Raw genomic sequence first — 15,544 nt, forward strand, 5'->3', positions numbered from 1 at the left:
ACTTTCGACCACCAAGCCGGCACTTTGTGAACAGTTCTTGCTAGACACAGTCGCTGGCGCTTGCGACTTCAGTTTGCAGGGGGGTGGCCGACACCTAAGCCAGTGACTGCCAAGGAGAACCACTTTGAACCTGTACCTCAATCAGCTGCGCAAGACAGCCGACTTCAAGGAAGCCATCTATTCCGGGGATATCTTCCTGGACACTGACCTGGCCACCGCAAAAGAACTCTGCGGGTACGCCAAGGAAAGCATCACCGCGGCATTCGATGGCGAAACCAACCACCAGGCTCTGCACACGATGATGCCGGTAGAAGAGTTCGTCAGCCGGGTTACCCGACTCAAGGGCCAGTTCACCAACAGCCAGCGCGTCAAGGATCTGATCCTTGCCTTCATACACGAGATCGGCATCGATCCTCGGGACTACATTTTCGACGTACCGCGCCTGCGGGTCGTGCCCAACTACGACTACCTCCACGCCGGCGTCAGCTACGCCTACAAGCCTCATCGCGACAGCTGGTATGGCAGCGTGGACTGCCAGATCAACACCTGGATGCCGGTCTACAGCATCACCCCGGACCAGACCATGATGATCAACCCCGGCTACTTCGAGAAGCCGGTGGCCAACACCTCGAAAGACTGGAGCCTGAAGGACTGGATCAGTAACCAGCGCCACAAGGCCAAGGACAACCTGACAGAAGAAGTGCGGGTCCATCCAGTTCCCCTGGAAGAGATCGACAACGCCTCGGAGATCCGCATTGCCGGCAATTGCGGCGAGATGCTGGTGTTCTCCGGCTCGCACCTGCACGGCACTGTCCCCAACCGTACCGACCGCACCCGCTTCAGCGTGGACTTCCGCCTGATGCACCTCGAAGACCTGAAACACCACCGCGGAGCCCCCAACGTCGACAGCGCCTGCCCCGACGTCGGCTCCGGCTTCAAAGACTACTTCCACGCCCACGACTTCTCGAATTTCCAAGGATTCAAGCCATGACCAAACGTCGCCTTACCCCCGCCGAAGCCGAATACAACGAAACCCGCGCCGGCGTACTCAAGCGGGTCGACGCCGAGTACGTTGCCGACGCACCCTTCGTCTTCGCCAACCGCATCAACGTCACCGCCGCGCTGTCGCGCATGGAGCTGTTCAAGAAGGTCATGGATGTACCCGGCGCGATCATCGAATGCGGCGTGTACAAGGGCAACTCGCTGATGCTCTACATGCACCTGTCGATGATCCTCGAGCCTTACGCCATCAACCGTTCCATTGTGGGCTTCGACACGTTCGAAGGCTTCACCAGCATCAACAAGGACGAAGACCCGGCCGACATCAACGAAAGCATGTTCTCCGACACCGACCAGTCGCTGATCCAGGACATGATCGATGCCAACGACCTGCTGCGTCCGGTGAACCGCATCCCGCGCTGCGAGCTGGTCAAGGGCGACATCTGCAAGACCGCGCCGGAATTCGTCAAGTCGCGTCCAGACCTGGTAGTGGCCATGCTGATCCTCGACACCGACCTGTACGAGCCCACCAAGGTCGCCCTGGAAACCTTCCTGCCGTACATGCCCAAGGGCGCTATCGTGGTTCTCGACGAAGTCGCCTACCGCAACTTCCCGGGCGAAACCAAGGCCCTGCGCGAAGTGTTCGACATGAACAAGATCGAACTCAAGCGCCTGCCTTTTGACTCCTGTGTCGGCTACTTCCATATCTGAAGACAGCCAGCCCCGAGCCAAACGAAAAGCCCCGCTTCATCAGCGGGGCTTTTTTATTCCGGAGATTCCTTGCCGACCTCGTACTGGCGCAACTTGTTGGCAATAGTGGTATGGGACACCCCCAGACGCTTGCCCAACTGCCGGCTGCTGGGATGCTCGGCGTACAGGCTTTCCAGCACGGCCTTCTCAAAGCGCCCGACGATCTGTTCCAGGCCGCCCTCCAGGGAGAAATCCCCCAGGGGCTGACGGGCACCGTAGTCCGGCAAGCGGATGTGCTCGGCCTTGACCATGCCGCCATCACACAACGAGACCGCCTGGAACAACACGTTCTCCAACTGCCGGACGTTGCCCGGCCAGTGGTAGTGACTCAGGCGCTCCATGGCCGCCGGTGCCAGTCGCGGCAGCGGGCAGCCGATCTGCCGGCTGGCCTGATCGAGAAAATGCTCCACCAGCGGGGTCAGGCCATCGAGGCATTCGCGCAGGGGCGGTATATGCAGCGACAGCACATTCAACCGGTGATAGAGGTCCTGGCGAAACTCGCCCCGGGCACAGAGCTCCGACAGGTCGACCTGAGTCGCGCAAATTACCCGCACATCCAGATACACCTCTTCATCACTGCCCACCCGCCGGAAGCAGCCATCCTGCAGAAAACGCAGCAACTTGACCTGCAGACGCGGGCTCATCTCCCCCACGCCGTCGAGAAACAGGGTGCCTCCGGCGGTCAGTTCCAACAGTCCCAGCTTGCCCTCGGCCCGCGCCCCTTCGAAGGCCCCGGGGCCATAGCCGAACAGCTCGGTTTCAGCCATGGATTCCGGCAACCCGGCGCAGTTCAGGGCCATCAGTGGCGATTGCCCCCGCGGGCTGGCCAGGTGGCAGGCGCGGGCCAGCAGCTCCTTGCCGGTGCCGGTTTCGCCCTCGATCAACAGCGGCGCATCCAGCGGCGCCATGCGCCGTGCCTCACGCACCACCGCCGCCATGACTTTCGAACTCTGGAAAATACTGTCAAAACCGCGCAACTCCTGCTTGCGCACGTTGTAGATGCGCTCACCGACCCGATCCGCCCGATGCAAGGTCAATACCGCGCCGGCCATGGCCTCGCTGTCGTCGTGCTCGGATTGCAGCGGGGCGATGTCCGCCAGGAACACATCGCCCTTGACCTTGACCCGCAGCCCGTTGATCCGCGACTGGTTGGCCCGTACCAGTTCCGGCAAGTCGAAGTCTTCGGCATAGCGCGACAGGGGAATGCCCGGCACCTCATCCACCCGCACCCCCAGCAACTGCGCCGCCGCCCGGTTGGCGGCAACGATGGAGCCGCCCATATCGATGGACAGCACCGGGAACTCCAGCGCCCCCAGCAGCGCATTGAGCTCCATATGCCGACGTTCGCTGGGCATCAGCCCGACACGCTTGACACCGAAGACCCCGGCGATGGATTCAAACTTGGGGCGCAGCGCCTGGAACTGCAGATTGATCAGGTTCGGGCAGTGCAGGTAGATGGCGTTGCCATGCTCGCCCCCCACTTCGCCACGGGCCACGTTGATCCCGTACTCCACCAGCAGATTGAGAATGTCGCGCAGGATGCCGATGCGGTTCTGGCAGTGAACTTTGATACGCATAAAAGGAGGCCCGGAGCTGATGATAAAGGGCATAAACGCCGAAAACCGACGCTTTTGACGCCGGCCTTGGCAAACTTTCTGCAGGGTGACGCAGATAATCGTCAAGATTATGTGACAGCAAAGGGCTTTTTCAAAGCTGAAAACCCACAACACGGCGGCCACCCAGGCAAATTCGTAACGATTACTTTACAAATAGGCACCCAATAGCCCCTCACGCCCACCGAACGCCTGCTGCAAAGCGTCGCACCCTCGGGTAAGACTGGGGTCACACATAACAAGAACGCATCCCCTGGCAGGAGAGCAGCATGAAGCAGACGCAGTACGTGGCCCGCGAGCCCGACGCGCAAGGTTTTATCGACTATCCACCCGAAGAACACGCGGTGTGGAACACCCTGATCACGCGTCAGCTGAAAGTCATCGAGGGTCGTGCGTGCCAGGAGTATCTGGATGGCATCGAGAAACTCGGACTGCCCCACGATCGCATCCCGCAGTTGAGCGAAATCAACAAGGTCCTCGGCGAAACCACCGGCTGGCAAGTGGCCCGAGTGCCGGCGCTGATTCCCTTTCAGACCTTTTTCGAGCTGCTGGCCAGCAAGCGTTTCCCGGTGGCGACCTTCATTCGCACCCCAGAAGAGCTGGACTACCTGCAGGAGCCGGACATCTTCCACGAGATCTTCGGCCACTGCCCACTGCTGACCAACCCCTGGTTCGCCGAATTCACCCACACCTACGGCAAGCTCGGCCTGCAAGCCACCAAGGAAGAGCGGGTATACCTGGCGCGCCTGTACTGGATGACCATCGAGTTCGGCCTGGTAGAAACCCCGGCCGGGCGACGCATCTATGGCGGTGGCATCCTCTCCTCGCCCAAGGAAACCGTATACAGCCTCTCCGAAGCCCCGGAACACCAGGCCTTCGACCCGCTGGAAGCCATGCGCACGCCGTATCGCATCGACATCCTGCAACCGATCTATTTCGTCCTGCCCAACCTCAAGCGCCTGTTCGACCTGGCCCATGAAGACATCATGGCCCTGGTCCACCAAGGCATGCAGCTGGGCCTGCACGCGCCCAAGTTCCCGCCAAAACCCAAGGCGGCCTGAGCGGTTCGCACTCGCGAGCCGCTGCGAAAGATAGTAACTTCCAACAAGAATCGAACTCAGGAACACACCATGACCGCTCTGAACCAAGCCCATTGCGAAGCCTGCCGCGCCGATGCTCCACAAGTCAGCGACGAAGAACTGCCGGTACTGATCAAGCAGATCCCTGACTGGAACATCGAAGTTCGCGACGGCGTGATGCAGCTGGAAAAAGTCTTCCTGTTCAAGAACTTCAAGTTCGCCCTGGCCTTCACCAACGCCATGGGCGAGATCTCCGAAGCCGAAGGTCATCACCCGGGCCTGCTCACCGAGTGGGGCAAGGTCACCGTGACCTGGTGGAGCCACTCGATCAAGGGCCTGCACCGCAACGACTTCATCATGGCCGCCCGCACCGACGAAGTGGCCAAGACCGCAGAAGGACGCAAGTAATGCATTTCGACGCCATCGGCCGGGTACCCGGCGACCCGATTCTCGGCCTGATGGGGGCCTACGCCAGCGATCCCAATCCGAACAAGTTCGACCTCGGCGTGGGGGTCTACAAAGACGCCCAGGGCCTGACTCCGATTCCGCGTTCGGTGAAGCTGGCCGAGCAGCGCCTGGTGGATCGCCAGGACACCAAGATCTACATCGGCGGCCACGGCGACGCGGCCTTCGGCAAGGTGATCAATGAACTGGTGCTGGGCAGCGACTCTGCGCTGATCGCCAGCCAGCGCGCCGGCGCCACCCAGACCCCGGGCGGCACTGGCGCCCTGCGCCTGAGCGCCGACTTCATCGCCCACTGCCTGCCGGGCCGTGGCGTGTGGCTGAGCGATCCGACCTGGCCGATCCACGAAACCATCTTCGCCGCAGCCGGAGTCAAGGTCAGCCACTACCCTTACGTGGGCAGCGACAACCGCCTGGACGTCGAGGCCATGCTGGCGACCCTGAACCGGGTGCCCGAGGGCGATGTGGTGCTGCTGCACGCCTGCTGCCACAACCCGACCGGCTTCGACCTCAGCCACGCCGACTGGCAACGGGTACTGGAGGTGGTGCGCAGCCGCAAGCTGCTGCCACTGATCGACTTCGCCTACCAGGGCTTTGGCGATGGCCTGGAGCAGGATGCCTGGGCGGTGCGGCTGTTCGCCGCCGAACTGCCGGAAGTGCTGATCACCAGCTCCTGCTCGAAGAACTTCGGCCTGTACCGCGACCGCACCGGCGCCCTGATCGTTTGCGCTCAGGACGGCGAAAAACTGCTGGACGTGCGCAGCCAACTGGCCCACATCGCCCGCAACTTGTGGTCCACACCACCGGATCACGGCGCTGCAGTGGTCGCCACCATCCTTGGCGATGCCGAACTCAAGCGCCTCTGGATCGACGAAGTGGAAGCCATGCGCCAGCGCATCGCGCAACTGCGCGCCGGCCTGGTGGAGGCCTTGCAACCCCATGGCCTGGCCGAGCGCTTCGCCCATATCGGTGTGCAACGCGGGATGTTCTCCTACACCGGCCTGAGCCCGGCTCAGGTGCAGGCGCTGCGTGAGCAGCACAGCGTGTACATGGTCAGCTCCGGCCGTGCCAACGTGGCCGGGATCGACGCCACCCGCCTGGACCTGCTGGCCGAGGCCATCGCCCGGGTCGTCTGAAACATGTGTTTGCCGAGGCGGGTGTCTAAAGGACGCCCTCCTCGGCAAGGCATTTGCGGCGCAGCCCTGATCCTTTCATCCCAAAAAATCGCGATAAAAATCTTTTTGTCATTTCCAGTGCTGTATCCTGCCCAGGCTTTTTAAAAGCGCGGACCTACCCAGCGATTTAAAAAACAGACTTTGCGAGGAGCAACGACATGCATGAGATCCCGAATCTCCCCTTCCCAAGCCTGCACGAAACTGAGCAGACCACCCCGCCCCAAGCCAGTGCTGAAAAGCCTGTAGTGCAAGAAGCCGCCGACCGCCGCAAGGCCGACAGCGAAGACTGAAAAATGCTGTAACCAGACCGTGTGGAAAGCGCTACTCAAGCGCTTTCCACACCGCCTGAAACCTCCCTCCGAGCCTCACCCGACCATGACCGACTCCTTCAGCGAAACCCAGGCCAGCGTACTGATCGGCACCGCGGAAAAAATGATCGAGGTGTGGAACCGCCTCAGCGCGCAGAAACAGGCCGCCCTGCTGGCCCGCTTCGGCACCCAGGAAAACGCCATCGCCGCCCTGGTCACCACTCACCTGTTGCAAGACCAAGACGCCTGAGTCAACACCCTGACCCGAAAGATCTGAACAACGCGTCGAATTCTCCCCCTGCATCAGCGTCCACATCGGTATCATAAGCAGCCTATCTATTTAGCTGTCGCCGTGGACCCATCCCCATGCCAGATTCCCAGCGCCCCTTGGCGGTCACGCTGCAAGTCGTCTCCATCGTCCTGTTCACCTTTATCGGCTACCTGAACATCGGAATTCCCCTGGCGGTGCTGCCGGGCTATGTGCACAGCGACCTGGGTTTTGGCGCAGTCATCGCCGGCCTGGTGATCAGCGTGCAGTACCTGGCCACCCTGCTCAGCCGCCCCTACGCAGGACGCATCATCGACAACCTGGGTAGCAAGCGCGCGGTGATGTACGGCCTGGCCGGCTGCGGACTGAGCGGCGTGTTCATGCTGCTTTCGGCCTGGCTGCAACATCTGCCGACCCTGAGCCTGATCAGCCTGCTGACCGGCCGCCTGGTGCTGGGCAGCGCGGAAAGCCTGGTGGGCTCGGGTTCGATTGGCTGGGGCATCGGGCGAGTCGGCGCGGCCAACACCGCCAAGGTGATCTCCTGGAACGGCATCGCCAGCTACGGTGCCCTGGCCATTGGCGCGCCCCTGGGCGCGTGGCTGGTCGATCATCTCGGCTTGTGGAGCATGGGCTCGAGCATCATCCTGCTGGCCGTGCTCGGCCTGCTGCTGGCCTGGCCGAAAGTCGCCGCCCCCATCGTCGCCGGCGAACGCCTGCCATTCATCCATGTGCTGGGCAAGGTCTTCCCCCACGGCTGCGGCCTGGCCCTGGGCTCCATCGGCTTTGGCACCATCGCCACGTTCATCACCCTGTATTACGCCACTCAGCATTGGGCCAACGCGGTGCTGTGCCTGAGCCTGTTCGGCGCCAGCTTCATCGGTGCCCGCCTGCTGTTCGGCAACCTGATCAACCGCCTGGGCGGCTTTCGCGTGGCGATCGCCTGCCTGTCGGTGGAAACCCTCGGCCTGTTGCTGCTGTGGCAGGCTCCGGACGCCAACTGGGCCCTGGCCGGCGCGGCCTTGAGCGGCTTCGGCTTCTCCCTGGTGTTCCCGGCCCTGGGGGTGGAAGCGGTGAACCTGGTGCCAGCCTCCAGCCGAGGTGCCGCGGTGGGCGCCTATTCGCTGTTCATCGACCTGTCGCTGGGCATCACCGGCCCCCTGGCCGGGGCGATTGCCGCGGGTTTCGGCTTTGCCTCGATCTTCCTGTTCGCCGCCATCGCCGCTTGTTGCGGCCTGGTACTCAGCCTGTGCCTGTACCGTCAGGCGCCCCGGCAGCGCAAGGAACGCGCACTCGGCTAGAAGTCCACCTTGCCGCGACCGGCCTTGATGTTGCCGCGCTTGGCCTTGCTCTCCAGACGGCGCTTCTTCGAACCCAGGGTCGGTTTGGTGGGGCGGCGTTTCTTTTCCACCTTGACGGCACTGAGGATCAGCTCGGTGAGGCGCTCAAGGGCATCGGCACGATTCTGCTCCTGAGTGCGGTACTGCTGGGCCTTGAGAACGATCACGCCGTCACTGGTGATGCGACTGTCGCGCAGCGCCAGCAGGCGCTCCTTGTAGAAGGGCGGCAAGGACGAGGCCGGAATGTCGAAGCGCAAATGCACCGCGCTGGACACTTTATTGACGTTCTGCCCTCCCGCGCCCTGGGCGCGGATGGCGGTCAGCTCGATCTCGGCATCCGGCAGATGCACATTGTTGGAAATCACCAGCATGGAACAGGAATCCGTTTTCAGGGCCCACAGGATACGCCCATTACCTGGGCTCCGGCGGGCCTCTTCGCCGCCCAGCACACACTTGCAGGCGGCCTGCCGGCGCAAGCAATCCAAGCCCGCCAAGAATCACAGGCATGAAAAACCCGGCCGGAGCCGGGTTAGTCCTTGCCGGGGCCGCGCTTACTTCAGCGAAGCACTGGCCGCCTGCAGCGGTTGCTGGGCACTGCGCTTGTTCTTGATCAGGTAGCAGACCCACATGAACACCACCCACACCGGGATCGCGTACACCGAGATCTGGATGCCCGGGATCATCAGCATGATGCCGAGGATGAACACCACGAATGCCAGGCAGACGTAGTTGCCATAGGGGTACCACAGGGCCTTGAACAGCGAGGTCTGGCCGGTGCGGTTCATGTGCTGGCGGAACTTGAAGTGCGAGTAGCTGATCATCGCCCAGTTGATCACCAGGGTCGCCACCACCAGGGACATCAGCAGTTCCAGTGCGTGCTGCGGGATCAGGTAGTTGAGCACCACGGCAACGAAGGTCACCACCGCCGAGGCGAGGATCGACATCACCGGCACACCGCGCTTGTCGATCTTGGCCAGGACTTTCGGCGCATCCCCCTGCTCCGCCATGCCCAGCAGCATGCGGCTGTTGCAATAGGTGCCGCTGTTGTACACCGACAGCGCCGCGGTCAGGACCACGAAGTTGAGGATGTGCGCCGCAGTGTTGCTGCCCAGCATCGAGAACACCTGGACGAACGGGCTGCCGCTGTAGGCATCGCCGGAAGCGTTCAAGGTCACCAGCAGGGTGTCCCATGGGGTCAGCGACAGCAGCACCACCAGGGCGCCGATGTAGAAAATCAGGATGCGGTAGATCACCTGATTGATTGCCTTGGGGATCACGGTCTTCGGCTTGTCGGCTTCAGCTGCGGTGAAACCGAGCATTTCCAGGCCGCCGAAGGAGAACATGATGATCGCCATGGCCATCACCAGGCCGCTGACGCCATTGGGGAAGAAGCCGCCGTGGGACCAAAGGTTGCTCACCGAGGCCTGCGGGCCGCCATGGCCGCTGACCAAAAGGTAGCTGCCCAGGGCGATCATGCCGACGATGGCCACCACCTTGATGATGGCGAACCAGAACTCGGCCTCGCCGAAGACCTTGACGTTGGCCAGGTTGATGGCGTTGATCATCACGAAGAACACCGCCGCCGAGGCCCAGGTCGGGACGTCCGGCCACCAGTAGTGCACATACTTGCCGACCGCGGTCAGCTCCGACATGCCCACCAGGATGTAGAGAATCCAGCAGTTCCAGCCGGAGAGGAAACCGGCGAAGCCGCCCCAGTACTTGTGGGCGAAGTGGCTGAAGGAACCGGCCACCGGCTCTTCGACGATCATCTCGCCCAGCTGGCGCATGATCATGAAGGCGATGAAACCGCAGATGGCGTAGCCGAGGATCATCGATGGGCCAGCGGATTTGAGTACCCCGGCCGAGCCCAGGAACAAACCGGTGCCGATCGCGCCGCCCAGGGCGATCAGTTGAATATGGCGATTTTTCAGGCCGCGTTTCAGCTCGCCCGAATGCGAGTTTTGTCCACTCATGAAAAGGTTCTCACGCAAGGTTTGATGATGTTTGCAAGACGTTGCCGCCCGATGAGGCTTAAGCGGCGCGGAGCAAACCCCAGCGCAGGCACCCGAAATTCAGCGTTTTTCTAACGGTCATGCGTCACCTGTTTGTTTTTATCTGTGACGAAATCGAACCCACCACGCTCGTGACGCGGCGGAGTGAACAAGGTGGATAACCTTGAGTTTATTGGCCCGGCAGCGCGGCTCCCAGCGCCCTCGGGGCAGGCTGAAACGCGCGACGCAGACGCAAAATGCGCGGGTACGCAGTTGGGTCACAGTTAAAACGCCGCGCATTGTACACCCCTGACCCCCTGCCGCCAGACACCGCTGTATCAGCGTGCCGGTAACCGGGATCTTGCGGGGCCTGCTCGATGCTCGACATCGGCGGCGGAACATTGGACGGACCGCGTGGGGTCGTCGATGAAGGTGCGATGACCATCGCCCTTCGAAGGGTGTCGGTGAAAGTCGGTTACGGCGTTCATTGCGCCTCCTTCTTGTTATGCACCTGTACGCAGGCAGGTGTGCATCTCACCCGCCTTGGCGCTCCGGAACAAGCGGGCCAGAGCCTCGGCAAGCAGATGGCTCACGGTCCGCCGGCAGCTTTTCCTTACAGCGCCACGACCCGTGCCGTTTCAGGGCGCAACACGCAACATTTCGTCATTTTTTCTTTACAGCGCGTAACGTTAACTTGCCAAGACAGATCATCCGTCCCGGCGACTGCAAATTGACGCGCCGACCGCGGCGCCGCCGGGAGTGCTTTAGCTTTTTGTTTTCAGGCGATAAATAGCTCGCACAAAAATAGAAAATAAAGTTCAGTAGAAAATAATCTAAATATTTTTTTGCACTTCAAAATGCCCTGAACTAGGTTTCCAGCCACTTGCCGGATGCCTCGTCCGACAGGTACGAGGAGCGGCTGCGCAGCCTGTGCAAGCATCTCGTTCACCGCTGTTGATCCGCTCTGCCAATGGACTGCTATGCGCTATGTCATCTAGGAGAGTCACCATGCAAACACTGGAACAAGACCTGGAAACCGAACTGCAACTGGACGAGTGGTTCGAAGCGGCCACTCATGATGCAGCCGTGGAAATGATGCAGGCCGACGCCGTGGTGCCGTTCGGCACGGCGATGTGGCCAATGTAAGGCGCCCGGACCGGAGCAGGCCTTGCGCCTGCCCCGGTCACCTTTGTCCTCCAGGGAGGTTTTATGGACCAGACCCGCGCCATCCGCCATTTCCTGTACTACCTCGAACGCCACCCGGCCCTGAGCAACGCCCGACCGCAGAAAGTGGTGCTCGGCCACACCGCCGACTACCAGGCCATGGTCAGTGCCATCCTCGAACAGGCGCGCCAGGCCACGCCGCTGACGCTCAGCGCCCTGTGCCTGGACCTGGAGCCGGCCGAACGCCTGGCCCGGGCGATCATCGACTGCGACCTGTACATTTTTTTCTACGACTCCTCGACCCTGGCCCAGCCCCGCCCCGATGGTCCGGAGTTCCTCCGCCCGCTGCACGGACTGATGGCCGAGCACTGGAAGAAGTCGCTGCTGTTCAAGGATTACGGCGAGTACTTCTACGACACCTTCAGCGTCGAGCCGCAGCGTATCGCCGACCTCAATGCCACCTTGATCCGCCGCCTGTCCCAGGCTTCGACCCTGAGCTTCAGCGACCCCCAGGGCTCATATTTCGAGACACCCCTGAGCAACGTGAAGAAATGGACCGACATCAACGGCGTCGGCAACTACGACCTGGCACCCGGGGAAATCGCCACCCACAGCGAGGCCATCAACGGTCATGTGAAGTTTCTCGGCACCTTCCTCGGCACCATCCCCTTCGCCCGTAAATACGGGGTACTGCAAGCACCGCTGGAGCTGTGGATCGAGAACTCCAGCATCACCAGGGTCGCCACCGAGGTACCCGGGCTGGCCAACGACTTCAACAAATACCTGGATGCCAACCCGTCCAACCGGCGCATCGAGGAGCTGGGCATCGGCACCAACGAAGGCATCAGGTCCCTCTACGGGCGCAATTCCGGCTTCGAGGAGCGCCACTGCGGCCTGCACCTGGGGCTGGGAGGCGGCGCCAAGGGCAGCCACCACCTGGATCTGATCTTCAGCTCAGGGGTGCTGGCGGTGGACAACAAACCGGTGTTCGACGGCCAGTTCGCCTTCTAGCGCAACCGCAGGCTGGTGGGTAGACGCTGGCTTTTCAGCGAAGACGATCATGCCCCAGGCCCAGGACTTGAGAGCCTGTTCGCCGGCAAGCCGGCGCCCACCAAGCACCGGGCAAAAAAAACGCCAACCCGAGGGTTGGCGTTGTTGTCGGCTGGCCGACGCTTACTCCGGCTTGCGACGACCGAAGCCGGGACGCTGGCCGGCACCGGCCGGGGCGCCACGACGCTTGCCGGACGGCGCGTCCTTGTCCAGCACCGGGCTTGGACGCTTGGACTTCGGTGCCGGTTTGGCCGGACGCTTGGTGTCCGCCGGACGCTCGGCTACCGGCGTGCCCCGACCGCTGGCCGGACGCGGCGCGCGTGGCGCGCGCTCACCATCCTGACGGGCCGCCGGCTTGCGCCCTGGGCGCTCGCCTTCGATCTGCGGCTCGCGGGAAGCACGCGGGCTGGCCGGTGCGCCGGTGGCCGGACGCAGGGTGCGCACGCGCTCGCTCTTGCCCACCGGACGCGAGGATTTGCGCTGCATGCGCTCCAGCTTGTCCTTGGACTTGGCGTTGAGCTGCGGCAGGGCCACCGGGGTCAGGCCGACTTCGGCACTGAGCACGTCGACTTCGTACTGGCTCATTTCGCGCCAGCGGCCCATGGGCAGGTCGGAGTTGAGGAACACCGGACCGAAGCGCACGCGCTTCAGGCGGCTGACCACCAGGCCCTGGGATTCCCACAGGCGGCGCACTTCACGGTTGCGCCCTTCCATCACCACGCAGTGGTACCAGTGGTTGAAACCTTCGCCACCGGGCGCCTGCTGGATGTCGGTGAACTTGGCCGGGCCGTCTTCGAGCATGACCCCGGCCTTGAGCCGTTCGATCATCTCGTCGTCGACTTCACCACGCACGCGCACCGCGTACTCGCGGTCCATCTCGTAGGACGGGTGCATCAGGCGGTTGGCCAGCTCACCGTCGGTGGTGAACATCAGCAAGCCGGTGGTGTTGATGTCCAGGCGGCCGATGTTGATCCAGCGGCCTTCCCGCGGACGCGGCAGCTTGTCGAACACGGTCGGACGGCCTTCCGGGTCGTCACGGGTGCAGATTTCGCCGTCGGGCTTGTTGTACATGATCACGCGGCGCACCGATTCGGCGGCCTCTTCGCGCTTGATCACCTTGCCATCGATGGAAATGGCGTCATGCAGGTCGACGCGCAGGCCCAGGGTGGCCTCTTTGCCGTTGACCTTGATCCGGCCCTGGCTGATCCAGGCCTCGACGTCGCGGCGCGAGCCGACGCCGATGCGGGCGAGGACTTTCTGCAGTTTCTCGCCGGCTGGACGGATTTCCTGGTCGTTCTGATCGGTATCGCTCATCTGGGCACCTCCCGGTGTAGCGCTTCAGGCTAGAGCGGCCTGAAGACGTGAAAACAGGTTCTGTGGCGAAGGGATCGCCAAAGGGTCGCGAATCATACGCTCATGGCGGCGATTGCGCATCACAGACTAGTTGATAAGTCGCCGCCCGGGCTTTTTTCCGCCAACCGGTGACCGGCATCGCCGTGGGAGCCGGCTGGCCGGCACGTCATGCGCCGCACCGACTGACGCCTTCGCCGGCAAGGTCAGTCGTCCAGCAGGCGGCGTTCGTTCTCGATGGCTTCGGCCAGGGCCAGGGCTTCGGCTTCTTCTTCGCTCAATTGCGGTGGCGAAGGCTCCAGCGCGGCCACGGCGGCCAGCAATTTGGCCCGGGCCTCGGCGACACCCAGCACATCGTCCTCGGCTGCACCCTGCGGCTCTGCTTCGGGCTCGACCGCAAACTCATGGGAGTCATCCAAGTCGTCACCTGGGATGTCAGGCTCGGCTTGCACCTCCGGGTGATCGAACAGCGGCTCCGAGTTCCCAGGCTCAACCGCGCCATCGCGATGCAGGTCGTCGAAGTCGGTCTTGATCCCCTCCTCCATGGAGTCCAGCTCCAGCAACAGGGTATGGAAGCTGGTTTCTTCCTTGGGCTCCTCCTGCTCCGCGCTGGCGTCGGCCAGTTGCTGCAAGTGCTCGGGCACGGGGGCGTCATCGAACTCCAGCACTGGCTCGGCTTCAATCTCCCGCAGTTCGGCCAACGGCGGCAGGTCGTCGAGGTTCTTCAGGTTGAAATGGTCGAGAAAGGCCTTGGTGGTGGCGAACATCGCCGGTTTGCCCGGCACATCACGGTAGCCCACCACCCGAATCCACTCGCGTTCGAGCAGGGTCTTGACGATGTTGCTGTTGACCGCCACGCCGCGCACATCTTCGATCTCGCCCCGGGTAATCGGCTGGCGGTAAGCGATCAGGGCCATGGTCTCCAGCAGGGCACGGGAGTAGCGCTGCGGGCGCTCCTCCCACAGGCGGCCGACCCAGGGCGCGAACTTTTCGCGGATCTGCAAGCGATAGCCGGAAGCCACTTCCTTGAGCTCGAACGCCCGCCCCTCGCAGGATTTGCCCAGCAGGGCCAGGGCCTTCTTGAAGACGGCCGGGTCCGGCCGCTCGGCTTCTTCGAAGAGCTCGAACAGGCGTTCCAGGGACTGGGGTTTTCCCGAGGCCAACAGAAAGGCTTCGAGCAGGGAGGCCAGCTCGCGGGGTTCATTCAGGTTCATGATTTAAGCTCGTTATTCGGCTCGCGCCCGTACGTGGATGGCCGCAAAGGGCTCATTCTGCACCAGCTCGACCAGGGATTCCTTGACCAGTTCGAGGATCGCCATGAAGGTCACCACCACCCCCAGGCGCCCTTCCTCGGCGGTGAACAGCTCGACAAAGGGCACGAAACCGCCGCCCTTGAGCCGCTCCAGCACATCGCTCATGCGCTCGCGGGTAGACAGGGCCTCGCGGCTGACCTGGTGGCTTTCGAACATGTCGCCACGGCGCAGCACCTCGGCCATGGACATCAGCAACTCTTCCAGGGCCACATCCGGCAGCAGCTTGCGCACCCGAGCCTCGGGCGCATCAAGCTTGGGCACCACCACGTCGCGACCAACCCGGCTCAGGCCGTCGATGCCTTCAGCGGCGGCCTTGAAGCGCTCGTATTCCTGCAGGCGGCGGATCAGCTCGGCCCGCGGGTCGTCCTCTTCTTCCTCGACCTCGGCGGAACGCGGCAAAAGCATTCGCGATTTGATCTCGGCCAGCATCGCCGCCATCACCAGGTACTCGGCGGCCAGCTCCAGGCGCACCGACTGCATCAGTTCCACATAGCCCATGTACTGGCGGGTGATTTCCGCCACCGGGATGTCGAGGATATTGATGTTCTGCTTGCGGATCAGGTACAGCAGCAAGTCCAGCGGTCCTTCGAAGGCTTCGAGGAAGACCTCCAGGGCATCCGGGGGGATGTACAGGTCCAGGGGCATTTCCATGACCGCCTGGCCGTAGACCATGGCGAATGGCAGC

At 62.6% G+C, this 15,544-nt stretch carries 17 protein-coding genes; 11 read left to right on the plus strand and 6 right to left on the minus strand.

The genetic code is table 11. The annotated features are described in order from the left end of the window. Positions 1–124: 124 nt before the first annotated feature. Together ACMGG8_RS26505 and ACMGG8_RS26510 are read left to right on the plus strand one after the other, a co-directional pair. Entirely contained in the window at positions 125–991 is an 867-nt protein-coding gene (locus ACMGG8_RS26505; RefSeq protein WP_414158712.1) for a hypothetical protein, read from the plus strand. Then, on the plus strand, positions 988–1,710 hold the full coding sequence (locus tag ACMGG8_RS26510; protein ID WP_414158713.1) for a TylF/MycF/NovP-related O-methyltransferase: 723 nt from the start codon (positions 988–990) through the stop codon (positions 1,708–1,710). Before ACMGG8_RS26505 ends, ACMGG8_RS26510 begins: the two co-directional genes overlap by 4 nt. 53 nt (positions 1,711–1,763) lie before the next feature. Here ACMGG8_RS26510 and ACMGG8_RS26515 read toward each other — a convergent pair whose 3' ends face one another. Continuing rightward, positions 1,764–3,326: a sigma-54-dependent transcriptional regulator gene (locus ACMGG8_RS26515; protein ID WP_060838115.1), complete on the minus strand. Its 1,563-nt coding sequence runs from the start codon at positions 3,324–3,326 to the stop codon at positions 1,764–1,766. Between the two features lie 305 nt (positions 3,327–3,631). Between ACMGG8_RS26515 and phhA the strand changes: the two genes are divergently transcribed. From phhA to ACMGG8_RS26545, 6 genes are all read left to right on the plus strand, one after another. Next, a complete protein-coding gene (phhA, locus tag ACMGG8_RS26520) occupies positions 3,632–4,423 on the plus strand; it encodes a phenylalanine 4-monooxygenase (RefSeq protein ID WP_060838114.1) in 792 nt (263 codons plus the stop codon). Between the two features lie 69 nt (positions 4,424–4,492). Next, the gene (locus ACMGG8_RS26525; protein WP_007930096.1) at positions 4,493–4,849 is read left to right on the plus strand and encodes a 4a-hydroxytetrahydrobiopterin dehydratase; all 357 of its coding nucleotides are present in this window, start codon (positions 4,493–4,495) and stop codon (positions 4,847–4,849) included. After that, a complete protein-coding gene (locus tag ACMGG8_RS26530; protein ID WP_414158714.1) occupies positions 4,849–6,039 on the plus strand; it encodes an amino acid aminotransferase in 1,191 nt (396 codons plus the stop codon). Before ACMGG8_RS26525 ends, ACMGG8_RS26530 begins: the two co-directional genes overlap by 1 nt. 197 nt (positions 6,040–6,236) lie before the next feature. Continuing rightward, the gene (locus ACMGG8_RS26535) at positions 6,237–6,368 is read left to right on the plus strand and encodes a hypothetical protein (RefSeq protein ID WP_256596728.1); all 132 of its coding nucleotides are present in this window, start codon (positions 6,237–6,239) and stop codon (positions 6,366–6,368) included. Positions 6,369–6,453: 85 nt separating this feature from the next. Further along, a complete protein-coding gene (locus ACMGG8_RS26540; RefSeq protein WP_060838112.1) occupies positions 6,454–6,636 on the plus strand; it encodes a hypothetical protein in 183 nt (60 codons plus the stop codon). A gap of 116 nt (positions 6,637–6,752) precedes the next feature. Then, positions 6,753–7,952 (plus strand): MFS transporter, encoded by a 1,200-nt coding sequence (locus tag ACMGG8_RS26545; RefSeq protein ID WP_060838111.1) that lies wholly within the window; start codon positions 6,753–6,755, stop codon positions 7,950–7,952. On the opposite strand, the gene arfB is transcribed toward ACMGG8_RS26545, so the two are convergent. Together arfB and ACMGG8_RS26555 are read right to left on the minus strand one after the other, a co-directional pair. Continuing rightward, the gene (gene arfB, locus ACMGG8_RS26550) at positions 7,949–8,362 is read right to left on the minus strand and encodes an alternative ribosome rescue aminoacyl-tRNA hydrolase ArfB (RefSeq protein WP_060838110.1); all 414 of its coding nucleotides are present in this window, start codon (positions 8,360–8,362) and stop codon (positions 7,949–7,951) included. The genes ACMGG8_RS26545 and arfB overlap by 4 nt on opposite strands. A 180-nt stretch (positions 8,363–8,542) precedes the next feature. After that, a complete protein-coding gene (locus ACMGG8_RS26555; RefSeq protein WP_060838109.1) occupies positions 8,543–9,964 on the minus strand; it encodes an amino acid permease in 1,422 nt (473 codons plus the stop codon). A gap of 395 nt (positions 9,965–10,359) precedes the next feature. Between ACMGG8_RS26555 and ACMGG8_RS26560 the strand changes: the two genes are divergently transcribed. The 3 genes from ACMGG8_RS26560 to ACMGG8_RS26570 all read left to right on the plus strand — a co-directional run bounded on the left by ACMGG8_RS26560 (position 10,360) and on the right by ACMGG8_RS26570 (position 12,157). After that, entirely contained in the window at positions 10,360–10,716 is a 357-nt protein-coding gene (locus ACMGG8_RS26560) for a hypothetical protein (protein ID WP_235758745.1), read from the plus strand. A 274-nt stretch (positions 10,717–10,990) separates the two neighbouring features. Continuing rightward, positions 10,991–11,128 carry a hypothetical protein gene (locus tag ACMGG8_RS26565; RefSeq protein WP_016964425.1) on the plus strand — a complete coding sequence of 46 codons (138 nt, stop codon included), beginning with the start codon at positions 10,991–10,993 and terminating at the stop codon, positions 11,126–11,128. Between the two features lie 63 nt (positions 11,129–11,191). Next, positions 11,192–12,157 (plus strand): leucyl aminopeptidase, encoded by a 966-nt coding sequence (locus tag ACMGG8_RS26570; RefSeq protein ID WP_235758747.1) that lies wholly within the window; start codon positions 11,192–11,194, stop codon positions 12,155–12,157. A gap of 162 nt (positions 12,158–12,319) precedes the next feature. Here the strand turns inward: ACMGG8_RS26570 and rluB are convergent, their stop codons facing one another. The 3 genes from rluB to ACMGG8_RS26585 all read right to left on the minus strand — a co-directional run bounded on the left by rluB (position 12,320) and on the right by ACMGG8_RS26585 (position 15,471). Beyond that, the gene (gene rluB / locus ACMGG8_RS26575; protein WP_060838107.1) at positions 12,320–13,510 is read right to left on the minus strand and encodes a 23S rRNA pseudouridine(2605) synthase RluB; all 1,191 of its coding nucleotides are present in this window, start codon (positions 13,508–13,510) and stop codon (positions 12,320–12,322) included. A 242-nt stretch (positions 13,511–13,752) separates the two neighbouring features. Further along, positions 13,753–14,760, minus strand: coding sequence for an SMC-Scp complex subunit ScpB (scpB, locus tag ACMGG8_RS26580; protein ID WP_060838106.1), 1,008 nt, complete (start codon positions 14,758–14,760; stop codon positions 13,753–13,755). A 12-nt stretch (positions 14,761–14,772) separates the two neighbouring features. Then, on the minus strand, positions 14,773–15,471 hold the full coding sequence (locus tag ACMGG8_RS26585) for a segregation and condensation protein A (protein WP_173655933.1): 699 nt from the start codon (positions 15,469–15,471) through the stop codon (positions 14,773–14,775). Between the last annotated feature and the right edge of the window lie 73 nt (positions 15,472–15,544).

Origin of the sequence: Pseudomonas sp. BNK-45 (genome assembly GCF_047456255.1) — a bacterium.
Taxonomy (GTDB): domain Bacteria; phylum Pseudomonadota; class Gammaproteobacteria; order Pseudomonadales; family Pseudomonadaceae; genus Aquipseudomonas.

Excerpts from the sequence above, each read along its gene's own strand:
- ACMGG8_RS26510 (WP_414158713.1), top strand. The coding sequence starts at position 988 with ATGACCAAACGTCGCCTTACCCCCGCCGAAGCCGAATACAACGAAACC.
- ACMGG8_RS26515 (WP_060838115.1), bottom strand. The coding sequence starts at position 3,326 with ATGCGTATCAAAGTTCACTGCCAGAACCGCATCGGCATCCTGCGCGAC.
- phhA (WP_060838114.1), top strand. The coding sequence starts at position 3,632 with ATGAAGCAGACGCAGTACGTGGCCCGCGAGCCCGACGCGCAAGGTTTT.
- ACMGG8_RS26525 (WP_007930096.1), top strand. The coding sequence starts at position 4,493 with ATGACCGCTCTGAACCAAGCCCATTGCGAAGCCTGCCGCGCCGATGCT.
- ACMGG8_RS26530 (WP_414158714.1), top strand. The coding sequence starts at position 4,849 with ATGCATTTCGACGCCATCGGCCGGGTACCCGGCGACCCGATTCTCGGC.
- ACMGG8_RS26535 (WP_256596728.1), top strand. The coding sequence starts at position 6,237 with ATGCATGAGATCCCGAATCTCCCCTTCCCAAGCCTGCACGAAACTGAG.
- ACMGG8_RS26540 (WP_060838112.1), top strand. The coding sequence starts at position 6,454 with ATGACCGACTCCTTCAGCGAAACCCAGGCCAGCGTACTGATCGGCACC.
- ACMGG8_RS26545 (WP_060838111.1), top strand. The coding sequence starts at position 6,753 with ATGCCAGATTCCCAGCGCCCCTTGGCGGTCACGCTGCAAGTCGTCTCC.
- arfB (WP_060838110.1), bottom strand. The coding sequence starts at position 8,362 with ATGCTGGTGATTTCCAACAATGTGCATCTGCCGGATGCCGAGATCGAG.
- ACMGG8_RS26555 (WP_060838109.1), bottom strand. The coding sequence starts at position 9,964 with ATGAGTGGACAAAACTCGCATTCGGGCGAGCTGAAACGCGGCCTGAAA.
- ACMGG8_RS26560 (WP_235758745.1), top strand. The coding sequence starts at position 10,360 with ATGCTCGACATCGGCGGCGGAACATTGGACGGACCGCGTGGGGTCGTC.
- ACMGG8_RS26565 (WP_016964425.1), top strand. The coding sequence starts at position 10,991 with ATGCAAACACTGGAACAAGACCTGGAAACCGAACTGCAACTGGACGAG.
- ACMGG8_RS26570 (WP_235758747.1), top strand. The coding sequence starts at position 11,192 with ATGGACCAGACCCGCGCCATCCGCCATTTCCTGTACTACCTCGAACGC.
- rluB (WP_060838107.1), bottom strand. The coding sequence starts at position 13,510 with ATGAGCGATACCGATCAGAACGACCAGGAAATCCGTCCAGCCGGCGAG.
- scpB (WP_060838106.1), bottom strand. The coding sequence starts at position 14,760 with ATGAACCTGAATGAACCCCGCGAGCTGGCCTCCCTGCTCGAAGCCTTT.